The organism is Bacterioplanoides sp. (assembly GCF_965219715.1).
Lineage (GTDB): Bacteria > Pseudomonadota > Gammaproteobacteria > Pseudomonadales > Oceanobacteraceae > Bacterioplanoides.
The window spans coordinates 595,167-608,135 of record NZ_OZ244785.1 but is presented as its reverse complement, the minus strand read 5'-3'; the positions used below and the strand labels follow the sequence as shown (position 1 = coordinate 608,135).

Here is a 12,969-nt window from a genome sequence, read left to right as displayed (position 1 = left end):
ATCTTAACGACGAGCAAGAATCCGCAAAAACTCCAACAAAATCAAGGGCAACGACAAATAAGATGATCTCAAAACAAGAATTACAGCAGTATTAGCGACCTTTTTGGCTTATGGATATAACCATGGGCGCTGCCAACCCTGGCGAGTAAAGCTAACAACGCCATTTTCATCCAGCACAACCGAACCATGATCGGCCGTATTAACAACCGGGATTCCAGCTTTGTGATAGCGCTCAACAACATCGGAATGCGGATGTCTGAAGCGGTTGTTAAAGCCCGAAGAGATCCAAACCTGATCGGGAGCGACCGCATCCAGCAAGACCGCAGAAGAACTGGTACGACTACCATGGTGAGGAGCAACCAATATATCCGCCCGCAGCTCACTGCCATACAAGTCGACCAGCGCTTTTTCTGCTGCCACCTCGATATCACCAGGAATCAGTATCCTGATGCCGGCAAAGCTAACCATTACCACACACGACTGATTGTTATCATTCGCCTCGGGAAGTTCATATTTAAAGAAGCGGTAGCGCACTTTAGGAGACATCACTCGCCAGAAGTTATCCCCCCGACAGGTCAGAGACTGATGTTTATCAACCAGGGCACTCTCCTGCCCGGCCTGCCCTTCATAAATCGCATCAATATCAAACTGACTCACTAAAGCGGGGATTCCTCCCGCATGATCATTATCAGAATGGGTGACAACAAGCTGCAATCGTTTAGCCCCACTCCCTCTCAGGTATGGAGCAACCACCTTCTCACCCAAGTCAAAGCCACCCCGGTAACGAGCCCCTGCATCCACAACCAGCGCTTTATCGCCGTCATTAATAACCACACTCAAACCCTGGCCAACGTCGAGCATACGTAATTGAGCCGGAGCCGAAGATCCGATCACCAGAGCAATAACCAGAAAAACAGGCAGTAAAAGATTGATAGGGAAAGTTAACGCCTTCATCCACAGCATGAGCAGGACAGCAACCACCAGCAACTGAAAACCCGACTCCGCCGCAAGACCGACATTCAATAAGCTCCAGCCATGATACTGCTCAAGCAAGAACCAGTAGCCGTTACCCGCAATAATCAGCACCTGCTGAAACAAGCCGACGTCGAACACGGCGTTAAATAACGACAGTGGCAATAAAACCAATCCAACGTAAGGAATCGCGACCACATTCATAACAACCTGCCCAAAGCTAACCGGCATAGCCCAGCTCAACATAAGTGGCATTAAGGCGAGAAATACGAGTAATTGTGGCATGAACAGAGAGCCTAAACGTGAACCTCTCTGGCCATTAAAGAAGGTTAATAAAGCAGCAACAGCGATAAACGAAAGCTGAAAGCCTAGCTGAGTGAATATCAGCGGATTCACTAATAATGCTGCCATCATCACCAGAGATAAAACGGCCATCCAGTCAAAGCGCCGTAACGACATCCACAAAAACCAAAAAAGCACTAACATCAACCAGGATCGGAACAAGGAAATGCCAAAACCAGCCAACCAGGCATACATTCCGGTAAGCGACACGATGACTAACAAGGTTACCCATCGGCCGGCCAGTGCATTGACTGAAGCCAGCATTACCAACAGCCTTATCACCAAAGCAGCGACTCCCAGTGCAAAAACACTAATAATCCCGAGATGCAGTCCACTCACAACTAACAAATGCAAGGTTCCTGTTGCTTGTGCCAACTGCCACTTCTCGGAGGAGAATGCGTTTTTCTCCGCAAACACCAATCCAGCTACCCAGGGGGATGCATCCGCAGCCAAGCGACTCAATCGCTCATTAATCAACCTTGTCCGAGTTTCAGCACTGGAATAACCCTCGCACTGACGGGCTAATGGCTCCGCAGGATGGATCACCTCACGAATGTAACCAATCGCATCAATATCACTCAGCAGGTTATAAGCTTCGTAATCAAACAACAGCGGATTAGCGAAACGTCTTGGAGCCCGCAGCACCACTTCCACTCTTACCGGACATCCAACAAGGAAAGCAGGCTCAATCTCCTCACGTTTATTTGAATACCAACTCAGCTTCACTCGCTGGATATTTGAAACATGTGCAGGCGCTTTAATCAGTCGAGCCGTTATTCGAAGGCCTGTGATTTGCCGTTCCAGCTGCTCAGGAATTAAATCAAGTTCAACCTGCGACCTGTCCTGTTGCAACGCAAGCCGGCTCGACAACGACTCGGTCAACCAGTAATGACCATAACCAACCGAAAGGAGAATAAGCAGCAGAAGCGAAATCCAAAATGACCATGGAGATTGAGTTTTTGAGGACAAGAACACGGATCTCTTGCGTGTCAGATAAGCTATGGTTACCACCAGCACGGCATAAATCACCAGCTGAAGTGGCGTCAGCAAAGTTGATACAACAACAGAAAGACTGACCAGCCAGGCCAGCATAGTTATAGACAGCTTCATCCGTGATCTGCTCTCTGGTATTTCGGTTACGAAGTCGGCATAATCCGCGCGCCCTGTGACCATTCACAGTGACGTTTAATCTCTGGTTTGCGAGTCATCTTTCTGTATGCCCAAAAAGTTACTGAAAAAGGTATTTCCTACTCCGGAACAAGTACAGGCGAATCCATCCCTGGCCTTCCTGAGTCCGCTATTCAGTAAGCCTAACCTGTGGCACCTGAATCGTCGATCAGTCGCTCGTGCCTTTTTAGTCGGCTTATTTGCCGCTTTTCTCCCTCTGCCATTTCAGATGGTGATATCGGCTTTCATCGCTTTTTACGTCAATGCAAACGTGCCGATTTCCGTTGGTCTGGTATGGATCAGCAACCCAATCACCATGCCACCGCTGTTTTATGCAACTTATGTATTTGGCACCTGGATGCTCGACACTCCCGCCACAGAATTCAATATTGAGCTATCCGTCGACTGGGTGATGACGGAACTGAACGCCATCTGGAAGCCGCTGTTTGCCGGCTCAATCACTGCAGGCCTGATTTTTGGCTTACTCGGATATTTCGGGATTCATATTGCATGGCGCATGCACGTTATGAGCAACTGGAAGAAACGCAAAATTAATCGCCAGAAACTTAACTGACGGACGATGACGTGCTGATCAGTAAATTCAGCAAACAAAAAAAAGGGCCAGTTAAGGCCCTTTTTTTGTGTCTGTCGTTTGTTGGCAACGCCTACTCGTCTAACAAGCTCAGCGTCTGATCCAACAATCGATATTGTCGATTCATACGGCGTGCAAGGCTGGCATCGTGGGTGACCATGATAAATGCAGTATCAGACGAATCGGTTAGCTGCACCATCGCATTCTCCACCTGCTCTGCTGTTTGCTGATCGAGATTGCCAGTCGGCTCATCCATCAGCACTAACCGTGGTTTATTCACCAACGCTCGCGCAATCGCGGTACGCTGTCGCTCACCGCCCGACAATTCAGCAGGCTTATGATCCATGCGGTGCTCCAGGCCCATTTGCGCGAGGCACTCTGCCGCTCGTTTTTTAGCTTCACCACGAGCAACACCGCCTAATAACTGCGGCATCATCACATTCTCAAGCGCGGAGAATTCAGGCAACAAATGATGAAATTGATAAACGAAACCAATCTGTTGGTTGCGTAATTCAGTTTTAGCCTTCTCAGACATCTGATTCAGAGACTGGCCGCTAATCTTAACCTCACCGTCATCCAGAGAATCCAGCCCACCCAGAGCATTCAGCAACGTGGTTTTACCTGAACCAGAAGCACCAACAATGGCAACACTCTCTCCGGCTGAAACCTGGAGTGCAACATCTTGCCAAACGGTTACCGCCTGAGGTCCAGAGGTATAGGTTTTTTTGAGATTGCTGGCATCCAGCACCAGAGATTGATCATTCATAGCGCAAAGCCTCTGCTGGTTGAACACGGGAAGCACGGTAAGATGGGTACAAAGTGGCCAGGAAACTTAGCATCAGCGAAGCCGACGTTACAACCGCAACATCCGACCATAAGAGTTGAGATGGCAGATAGGAGATAAAATACACATCGGCGCTGAGGATTTGGAAGCCAAATACCTGCTCTATCCAGGCGATGATTTCAGAAATAGACAAGGCGCCAGCAACTCCCAATACAGTCCCAAGTACGACACCTACCAATCCAATCGATATACCCTGCACCATAAAGATAGCCATAATGGTTCGGGGCTTAGCACCCATCGTACGCAGAATAGCAATATCGGATTGTTTATCGGTGACCACCATTACCAGTGTTGAAATGATGTTAAATGCTGCCACAGCAACGATAATCAGCAGCAACAAGCCAATCATGGTTTTTTCCAGCTTAATTGCCTGGAACAGATTGCCATGGGTGCGGGTCCAGTCACTGCCGGAATAATAGCCATTTAACTTACTGGCCAAACTCCAAATTCCTCTTGGTGCATCGAACAGGTTGTCGAACTTCACCCGCAAGGCCTGAGCATCTGCCTTCAGTCGCGCCAATTTGCCCGCATCACGCAAATGAATCACCGCCAGATTGGCATCCAGTTCAGCACCAACCGAAAATATACCAACCACATTAAGACGCTTAATTCGTGGCAGCACACCGGCCGGAGACAAGGTTGCTTCTGGCAGCATCAGTGTGATTTTGTCGCCAACCACAACATTCAGCCTTTTGGCCAGCAAGTCGCCTAACAACACGCCGTAACTTTTTGGCTTTAACGCTTCCAGCTCACCATCGGTAATATGGTTGGGCAAAATAGATACCCGGCTTTCGGCTTCTGGATCAATCCCTGTAATCATCACCCCCTGAACACGACCGCCATATCCAAGCATGCCTTGCAGGCGTGTGAGTGGTGCCGTCGCCGTCACTCCCGGATGCGCTTCAACTTCTTCCGCAAGTGCTTTCCAGTCTTTAACACCACCGCGTTCGTATAACACCCCATGTGGCACCATACCGAGAATCCGCTCACGCAATTCCCGGTCAAATCCGTTCATTACTGACAACACGAGAATCAGCACCGCAACCCCCAGGGTCATTCCAACCATGGAGGATGCAGAGATAAAAGAGATAAAGTGATTACGTCGTTTAGCGGCGAGGTATCGCAGCCCTATCCATAAGGGCAATGACTTCAGGACCTTCATTATAAGAATTCTGTAACTGACAAAGGCCGCAAGTTTGCACGACATCGGATGCAGATGCGATAGTAGAACCGGGTTTCAGACAAAAATTTGCATAAAGCGCTACTCGCAAAAGCAAAAGCGGCCTAGAATCTTGGCGTTAATCCTCCGAGACGAGCTCCGATATTGAATAAGCGCATGCCTGCAGAATGGGAACACCAATCTGCCGTTCAACTGACCTGGCCACAAAAACAAAGCGACTGGGGCAGTAACCTGCACAGAGTGGAGCCGGTGTTTCATGCCATCGCCACCACCATCGCAACACATCAGCCAGTCATAATTGCCTGTGGTACCGATGCTGATTACCACCGCCTGCAGCACCTGTATCAGAACCATAGCAATATCAGACCATACCGTATTGATACAAACGACACCTGGGCCCGAGACCACGGTCCGATCAGTTGTTTCAATGATGACAAACCTGAGCTGGTTGATTTCCGCTTTAATGGCTGGGGCAACAAGTACGACCATCAACGTGATGATCGCATTACTCAGACACTGCACCTGAAAAAGGCGTTTGGAGATATTCCACTTCGAGGAGCAAGCTGGGTTCTTGAGGGCGGTAGCCTGGAGTCTGATGGCCAGGGAACCTTATTAACAACGACACAATGTCTGTTGAATCCGAATCGCAACCCTCACATGAGCAAGCTGCAAGTTGAGCGGCAACTTAAAACGGATCTTGGATTTGAGCGAATTCTATGGCTTGAACAAGGTCATCTTGAAGGGGACGATACAGACGCACACATCGACACCCTCGCCCGCTTTTGTTCTGCCGACACCATTGCTTACTGCCAGGCAAAACAGAGTGACGAGCACTACGAGTCGCTTCATGCGATGGAACTGGAACTCCAGGGTTTTCGTCAGAAAAACGGGCAACCTTACAAGCTGATACCGCTTCCTCTGCCAACTGCTCAGTATGATGAAGAAGGTAATCGTCTGCCAGCAACCTATGCAAACTTCCTGATTATCAACGGCGCAGTGCTGTTGCCTGTTTATGGTGTGGACGAAGACCTGTCAGCCGTGGAGCGGTTGATGCAGGCTTTTCCGACCCACAAAATTTATCCGATCAATTGCCGCCCGGTTATTGAACAATTTGGCTCGCTGCATTGTCTGACAATGCAGATACATGGGAACAGTCAATAACGCAGTGCTTAACGGCCACTGGCGACACCACAGGCCTGCGCAAACATGGCGTAAAGTGCCTTGTGGTTTGACAATCGTTCACTAGCATTGAGCTATGACGTCACTCAGGAAGCACTATGAAAAATTTTACAATGAGCCTGATTGCTTTCAGCCTTTTCGCCAGTACATTTACAGTGGCTGAAATCAGAGAAATCCCTCCCGAAGAAATGACCGAAGCCTACATCCGCGATACAACGGTTATCGTTCGCAAGCAAAAGCCGACTGACGAGCAAAGCAACGAAGCTAATGCTGTCATTCGGGTTTCCCCTCTTGAGCAGGACTTTTCCGAAGGTGAAGCGACCGCATCCACTACGCAGAACAATGAGTATTCACCGCTGCCGGAGCAACAATATCTTGGTGAGCATCACACCATGGAGCTACTCAATCAGGTGGCTTACAGCTTCCGCGCACCACAAGCGGATGAAAACAAGGAAGTCCGTGACAACGCCCTGCGCGCCGCGCTGAATTTGCAGCCTGGTGAGGCGATCGATTACGACAATCTTCGCTTCCCCAGTCAGATTCCTGATGGTGTGATTCCGCCACTGGGTACCGATGTCAGCACATCACCAAGCCAGTTTGTGCTTTCAATCCCCAATACCGGCAACTATACGCCGAAGAACTACGTGACTCCGGGTGGCGAATACCAGATCGACATTACTCCTGATCGCATTAATTTCACGATCAACGCCCCCCAGTAACAAACCACTCCTCTCCCACATCAATTCAGGCCATTAATTTGGCCTGTTTTATCCACTCTTTCATTAAGACCGATGAAAAACACTGGTTTTTCAAGGCTCTAAGACCGTGACAAGAGACCGTAAAGAAAACATACAACTGTGGCTATTTGTCTATAAATGCAGTAAGGTGAGTTTCACAATAACAATAAACCACCACTACACAGAGAGCCTACGTGTTATGCAGTTCTCAAGCTTTTCCGCCTCAGAGTTACGCGCATCTCCGAAGATTCAGATGCTGGATAGCTATAAGGTCGAGTATCAGGCATTCAGTCTTCCTGAAAACAGCCACAAGACACCTGTAGTATTTTTAGGTGGCGCCTTCCAGAGCTTCAGCTCCTTCCGCAGCGAAGTTGAGCTGGTTTACACCACACACCCGGTAATCCTCGCAGACTTCCCGTCTCAGGGCAGCAATGATCAACTCGCACCCGAGTTAGACTTGGAAGACTACGGAAATCTGATTGCAGACTTTCTCGACCTCAATAACATCGATAAAGTTATTTTACTCGGCATCAGTTATGGTTCGGCCATGGCAACCTTGTTTGCAGCCAGCCACCCGGAGCGAATTGATCGACTGTTATTATCGGGCATTACCTGTTTCCGCCGGGAAAGCCTGATCACCCTGCTGGAAGACAGCTTGGAAATGATGGCACAAGGCGAAATGCAGGCATTTGCAACCACAGCGGTCTGTAATCTAATCAATCACAACCGCCTGGAAGAAACCGAAGTCAGTCCGACTTACCGCAAAGTGATGTACCGCCAGATCGCTCGCCTGAACGAGAATGAACAAGCGCGCTATGCGCAAAACACTGAACGCCTGCTGCGCTTCCCGGGTTTCGAAAAATTTCCTAAATGCCCGACTTTGATCGCCACCGGAGAATTCGACAATTTCACTTTGCCATCAGAAAACGCTGCCGTTGCGCGCCAGTGCGCCGCTGCAACGTTCGCCATCATTCATAACGCCGATCATCTGGCCCAGTTTGAACGAAAAGAAGCGGCCAGCACCCTGTTCCACAATTACATGTGCGGCAAACCTATTGGCGACGTCGATGGCGTAACTGTCTACAACCCTCTGGCATACGATCCTGCCGACCAACGCTTGCAAAGTCGCCAGCGTCCGCTTGAGCAACCTTATACATTACGTGACGGCCAAACAGGCAAAGAACACACAGTACGCATCCAGAATATCAATTTTGCTGGTTGCGAACTGGAGCTGGTTAATGCTGATTTATCCCTGAATGAATCAAGTCGCGACTTGTTCTTATCACTACCAGAGACGGGCAATGACTATCATGTTCGTATTATGGAGCGAGACAAGCGCGTACTCCGCTGCTTGGTTATTCAGCGTGAACTCAAAGCAGCAGATGCCCTGTTAACCTATCTGAAAGATCATTTGCTTATGGTTCGCGACAACGAACCACAACGGGAGGAAGGCCAGCTGGCCTGAGCCCTGTAAACAAAAAAAAGCCCTGCCTCTTTCAGACGCAGGGCTTTTTTTGTTTCAGCACCAACTCAGATTCGCTTAAGCGGCGGCAGAGCATCCAACAACAACTGACCATAACGATGTGATATCAGCCTTTTGTCGAGCATACTCACACGGCCGTGATCGTCTTCTTTTCGAATCAACCGCCCGCAGGCCTGCACAAGCCTTACAGAAGCTGCCGGCAAGGTGAGGTCCATAAACGGATTACGCCCCCTGCTTTCAAGCCACTCACTGGTTGCTGCGAGAATTGGGTCATCAGGAACTCCGAAGGGTATTTTCACAATAACCACATGAGTAACATAATCGCCTGGCAAGTCGATACCTTCGGCGAAACTGGCAAGACCAAAAATCACATTGCCATCACCATTATCAATTCGTTCTTTATGCCTTCTGACGATCTCAGCCTTAGGAAGAAAGCCCTGACACAATAGATTGTCGTACCAGTCAGATATAAAGTAGTCACGAGTCGCTTCCAACTGCGCACGGGAGCTGAATAGAATTAACGAACCCTTGCTCAGGTCAATATTATCCTTTAGCCACTGCTCAACATCCGACTGGAACTGATCACTCTTTGGATCAGACGCCAAATTCACCGTTTCAAGCTGCCCCAATTCCGGATAATTGAAAGGCGAAACAACACGCTGATAATTCGCCCAATCCGGCAACCCGGTTTCAAACGTCAGGTTATTAAAGCTATTTAATGCAGTCAGTGTTGCCGACGTCAACACAGCTCCATAACAGCGCCACCAAAGATTTTTCCTTAACTGGCCTGCCACAGAAATCGGAGATGCAGAGATACGAATATCCCAATCATCACCATAAGGCGTGCGCGATAGCCAGCGAGCCACCGGCAGCTCTCCCTCTTTATCTTCTGCTGCTAACCAGGAAACTGCTTCAGATAACTGCTCAGCTCGGGCGTACATTATGCCCATTGGTGCCTGCCAGCTTTCCGCAACATCCCGGGCAAAATCGCCATCACCCTTAGGATCAAGCGACTTCTGCAACGCATCCGTTAGTTTTTCAAGGCATAGCAGCAACGGCTGCAAAGGCTCTTTAATATTTGCCATCAGTTGCCGCAAATTTTCCGGCATCTGGCCAAATTCAAACCTTAAGCGTTCCTGCTCACCCAACAACTCCATGACCAACGGCCACACCAGGCTCATGGTCTGAATGATTTCGCGAATCTGAGAAGGCGCTTCTCCAAGGGAATGCAACATTGAATGAGGAATACCACCCGCGGCTACGAACTGCTCTAAGCCTTTTTCAAGTTGCGTAAGCCACTTCCTCTGAGCCCGAACACCTATTTCCAAACGAAAGTGATTAAGCGCTTTATCCGCCAGGTGATGACCTTCATCGAGCACATAAATCGTTTTTTCCGGCGCGGGTAAAACTGCCCCCCCACCGAGGGATAAATCAGATAGAACAAGGTCATGATTAGCTACGATGATATCTGCATCTTCCATGGCCTTACGTGCTTTAAAGAAAGAACAGTTATCAAAATGCTGACAGCGACGATTGGAACATTCACGGTGTGTTGCCGTCAGGTGATTCCATTGACTGTTTTCAATTTCATCCGGCCAGCGATCACGATCACCATCCCAGTCACCTTTGCCATACGCCAGCAGCATTGCTTCGTACAACTCTTTATCTTGCTCTTCGGGAGACTGCTCAAACAAATCTACCGTTGTCGACAGCAAACCGGATAGCTGCTGCAGCGACTTATCCAACTTGAGGAGACAGAGGTAACGACCTCGCCCTTTCGCCAAGGCGAAATTAAAAGGCAACGAAATGTTCTTCTTTAGATTGGGAAGATCCTTATCGAGAATTTGCTCCTGCAGAGCAACCGTTGCGGTTGATACCAGCAGTTTTTTTTCTTTTTCGATTGCTATTGGCAGGGCTGCCAACAAATAAGCGAGTGTCTTACCGGTACCGGTTCCCGCTTCAACAACGCAGATCCCCTGGTCATTATCACGCTGGCCTTTGTCATCCTCGTGAACTGCACCGAGCGTCTTAGCGACCTCAGCAATCATAACACGCTGACCATATCGCGGTTTTAAGTCCAGAGCTTTTATCAATTCACGATACAAGCCCTGAATACGTTCTTTGGTTTCTTTCTGCAACATATTAGTCGATCGCCTGCCAACCGCGATTTCGTTTCACCGGGAGGCTCCAGCCTTCTATTTCAACGACAATTCCGCTTGGCGTTATCTCGCTCAGCGTCAGGCCAGGGGCAATAAAATCCCCTTCTTGCCAGTCATGACCATTCATACTTACGCTACGCTTATCTGCCACTGAGCTGTATATGTGACCGGTTATAATCAAGTCGGGAACTTTCTTAAGTACATTTAACGGCGGTAATTGTCTTTTGCTTCGCTGAACTCGCTGCTCAACTATTTCCGAAAACTGGCTTTCCGCAACCTTGTTTTCAAGAGTGATTCCCTCACTCTGCTCACTTGAGCCCAACTGCGCTTGCATTTCACGCTGACTTTTTAATGCGGATTGCGATTCACTAACAGAAGCACCAGAGCCATTACTGGCTTCCACGGGTGGCTTATCAGAATGAAGTCGACCCGTATCCAGTGTTTGAGCAACCGGCGCAACATCAATACTTTTGGTTTGGATCACTGGCACCTGACGTTCATCTTTTATATCAACGACTTCATGGGCCTTTTCAAAAGACTCGTCAAACTCATTACTTTGCGGAAAGTACCAGTAGGCGATGATTGCAGTAACGACCACACTCATAACAACGCCAATCAGCAGACCGGGAATTAATGAGGATGTTTGTTTTTCCGAACCATCATTAAGCCAACTGGTGGCTGCTGGACTGTGATTATTATTTTGCTGGCGCTGCTGTTCCGATTTTTTTAATGCGTCGAGAATATACGACATTACTGCACACTCTCCGTTGTATTTTCGGCTACCGGTGTATGCACTTTTTGCAGCGCTATCAATGTTTTAGGGCCAATTATCTGATCCGGTTTCAGACTATGATTACTTTGAAATTCAGCGACAAGACGCGCCAACAGCGGATCATAAAAGTTTGCGATATTAGCCGGAGAGTCTTTCCCCGCAGGCGAAATAACCTTCCAACCTGCTTGCTCATCGCCCATCAGCCTTTCACGAACCCAGGCTACAACTTCGGAGCTTTGACCTGGCTTAACAACGTTTTTATATCCCTCTGGCGGAGCCCAGAGAATCAAACCACGGCCGAGATAATCATAATTATCCTGACGTGATGCATTTACATTGATCCAGCGCTCCTCTCCTGACAGAGCATCACGAACATAAATCATTGCAGGCAGACCAATGGACTGAATATCCCTGAGTGGCCAATCAGCCCACAAACAGCTCAGGGACGATGTTTCCAGCTGAGCACAGCCCTCTGCTTCAATACCATGGATCTTCGCAAGCAATGCAACCGGAGTCGGCTTCGCCTGCACTGATTCCTCAACCACTAATGGCTTTGTTTGAAGGTACTGAAAAATAAACAAACTCAGCAACAGAGCCACACCCACTGACATCAAGCCGAGCCATTTCAACAACGGAGCGACAGACCGCTTCACTGCAACCGGTCTTAGCTCAGCAATAGCGTTAACAACTATTTTTTTATCAGGTGACGACTTACCCTGCGCGTATGTCCCAAGCAACACTCGGTCGGCAACCGTGTTAATCAACCTGGGAACCCCTTTCGTTGCCTGCCATATCAGCCGTGACAAGGACGCCCCAAACAACGCATTGTTTTCAGCACCGCTGTGCGCAAGCCGATGCGACAGATATTGAAAGCATTCATCTTTGTTTAAGTGCTTGAGGTGGAACCGGGCAGTAATTCGCTGACTCAACTGCCGCAATTCATAACGGGCTAACAGCTCATTCAATTCAGGTTGCCCAACCAGAATCAAGGTAAGCAGCTTCTCTTTACTGGTTTCCAGATTCGTCAACAACCGAACCTGCTCCAGCAGAGGTGCTGGCATTGTCTGAGCTTCATCAATCAGACAGATGACCTTTTCACCACGAGCATACATATCCAGCAAAGCTTCGTTCAGCGTGCGATACAAAACCTTCAGACTTGCATCAGATGGGTAGTCCACTTCCAATTCTTCGCAGATCGATTGCAGCAGCTCAATGGGCGACAATTGCGGGTTAAAGATATAAGCGAGCCGGGTATTCTCCGGTAGCTGGCCCATAAAGGCGCGACACACCGTCGTTTTTCCGGTACCCACCTCACCAGTCAGGCACACCAGGCCACCAGACCCGGTAAATGCGTAATGCAGATGAGCAAGGGCTTCCTGGTGAGCCTGGGTGGGATATAAAAAATCTGGATCAGGCGCAATACTGAATGGAAAGCGTGTCAGGCCGAAGTGTTCAAGATACATGGAGTGCTTGCTGTGCCGGGTTAACGGGCATGATACCGGAATTTAATACCGGAAGCAGGCCAGATGAACAAACATGCCC

Annotated in this window: 10 protein-coding genes; 4 read left to right on the top strand and 6 right to left on the bottom strand. The window is 48.9% G+C overall.

Annotation, left to right across the window (positions count from 1 at the left end; genetic code table 11):
* Nucleotides 1-108: 108 nt before the first annotated feature.
* Nucleotides 109-2,406 carry a DNA internalization-related competence protein ComEC/Rec2 gene (locus ACOQOZ_RS03315; RefSeq protein WP_420590863.1) on the bottom strand — a complete coding sequence of 766 codons (2,298 nt, stop codon included), beginning with the start codon at nt 2,404-2,406 and terminating at the stop codon, nt 109-111.
* 124 nt (nt 2,407-2,530) lie between these two features.
* On the opposite strand from ACOQOZ_RS03315, the gene ACOQOZ_RS03310 reads away from it, so the two are divergent.
* On the top strand, nt 2,531-3,055 hold the full coding sequence (locus ACOQOZ_RS03310; RefSeq protein ID WP_420590862.1) for a DUF2062 domain-containing protein: 525 nt from the start codon (nt 2,531-2,533) through the stop codon (nt 3,053-3,055).
* Between the two features lie 91 nt (nt 3,056-3,146).
* On the opposite strand, the gene ACOQOZ_RS03305 is transcribed toward ACOQOZ_RS03310, so the two are convergent.
* Nucleotides 3,147-3,839 (bottom strand): ABC transporter ATP-binding protein, encoded by a 693-nt coding sequence (locus tag ACOQOZ_RS03305; RefSeq protein WP_420590861.1) that lies wholly within the window; start codon nt 3,837-3,839, stop codon nt 3,147-3,149.
* Entirely contained in the window at nt 3,832-5,079 is a 1,248-nt protein-coding gene (locus ACOQOZ_RS03300) for a lipoprotein-releasing ABC transporter permease subunit (protein ID WP_420590860.1), read from the bottom strand. The genes ACOQOZ_RS03305 and ACOQOZ_RS03300 overlap by 8 nt, the downstream gene beginning before the upstream one ends.
* Nucleotides 5,080-5,253: 174 nt before the next feature.
* On the opposite strand from ACOQOZ_RS03300, the gene ACOQOZ_RS03295 reads away from it, so the two are divergent.
* The 3 genes from ACOQOZ_RS03295 (at nt 5,254) to ACOQOZ_RS03285 (ending at nt 8,478) form a co-directional block, all read left to right on the top strand.
* Nucleotides 5,254-6,258, top strand: a complete 1,005-nt coding sequence (locus ACOQOZ_RS03295; RefSeq protein ID WP_420590859.1) for an agmatine deiminase family protein — start codon at nt 5,254-5,256, stop codon at nt 6,256-6,258.
* A 116-nt stretch (nt 6,259-6,374) separates the two neighbouring features.
* Nucleotides 6,375-6,995 carry a hypothetical protein gene (locus ACOQOZ_RS03290; RefSeq protein ID WP_420590858.1) on the top strand — a complete coding sequence of 207 codons (621 nt, stop codon included), beginning with the start codon at nt 6,375-6,377 and terminating at the stop codon, nt 6,993-6,995.
* 217 nt (nt 6,996-7,212) lie between these two features.
* Nucleotides 7,213-8,478: an alpha/beta fold hydrolase gene (locus ACOQOZ_RS03285; RefSeq protein WP_420590857.1), complete on the top strand. Its 1,266-nt coding sequence runs from the start codon at nt 7,213-7,215 to the stop codon at nt 8,476-8,478.
* A 65-nt stretch (nt 8,479-8,543) separates the two neighbouring features.
* Here ACOQOZ_RS03285 and dinG read toward each other — a convergent pair whose 3' ends face one another.
* Genes dinG through ACOQOZ_RS03270 form a run of 3 tightly spaced genes read right to left on the bottom strand, consistent with a single transcriptional unit; the run spans nt 8,544 to nt 12,890 of the window.
* Entirely contained in the window at nt 8,544-10,637 is a 2,094-nt protein-coding gene (gene dinG, locus ACOQOZ_RS03280; RefSeq protein WP_420590856.1) for an ATP-dependent DNA helicase DinG, read from the bottom strand.
* 1 nt (nt 10,638) lies between these two features.
* A complete protein-coding gene (locus ACOQOZ_RS03275) occupies nt 10,639-11,406 on the bottom strand; it encodes a general secretion pathway protein GspB (RefSeq protein ID WP_420590855.1) in 768 nt (255 codons plus the stop codon).
* The gene (locus ACOQOZ_RS03270) at nt 11,406-12,890 is read right to left on the bottom strand and encodes an AAA family ATPase (RefSeq protein ID WP_420590854.1); all 1,485 of its coding nucleotides are present in this window, start codon (nt 12,888-12,890) and stop codon (nt 11,406-11,408) included. The genes ACOQOZ_RS03275 and ACOQOZ_RS03270 overlap by 1 nt, the downstream gene beginning before the upstream one ends.
* Nucleotides 12,891-12,969: the final 79 nt, after the last annotated feature.